Below are 532 nucleotides of genomic sequence, written 5' to 3' on the forward strand. Positions count from 1 at the left end.
CATGATCGCCATGATCTCTGAAGCCGCTGTAATATCAAAGCCGCTTTCCCTGGGAATCCCTGATCCTGTTCCGCCAAGTCCAATAACAATATTTCTCAAGGCCCTGTCATTGACGTCCATCACCCGTTTAAGAGAAATGGTACGGGGATCAAGACCAAGGTTATTTACTTTTGATTGAATGTTATTATCTACTAAAGCTGCAAGCAGGTTGTGCGCCTTTTCAATGGCCGAAAAATCACCTGTAAAGTGCAGGTTGATATCTTCCATGGGCAGTACCTGAGAATAACCACCACCGGTAGCTCCCCCTTTGATACCAAATACAGGGCCTAAAGAAGGTTCCCTAAGAACGACTGTTGTTTTTTTGCCGAGCCTGTTCAAAGCTTCAGAAAGGCCAATAGAAACAGTAGTTTTTCCTTCTCCTGCAGGAGTTGGGGAAATTGCTGAAACCAGGATCAAATTCCCTTGCTTTACCTTTTCCTTATCAATATTGTTTAGTGGAAGTTTAGCTTTAAACTTCCCATACATTTCTATT

At 42.9% G+C, this 532-nt stretch carries 1 protein-coding gene; it reads right to left on the reverse strand.

All coding sequences use genetic code 11. From position 1 onward, the window contains the following. Positions 1 to 532: formate--tetrahydrofolate ligase (locus HC175_RS17180; protein ID WP_168139543.1), on the reverse strand; the 532-nt coding region annotated here is incomplete at both ends.

The organism is Salinimicrobium oceani, from assembly GCF_012037645.1.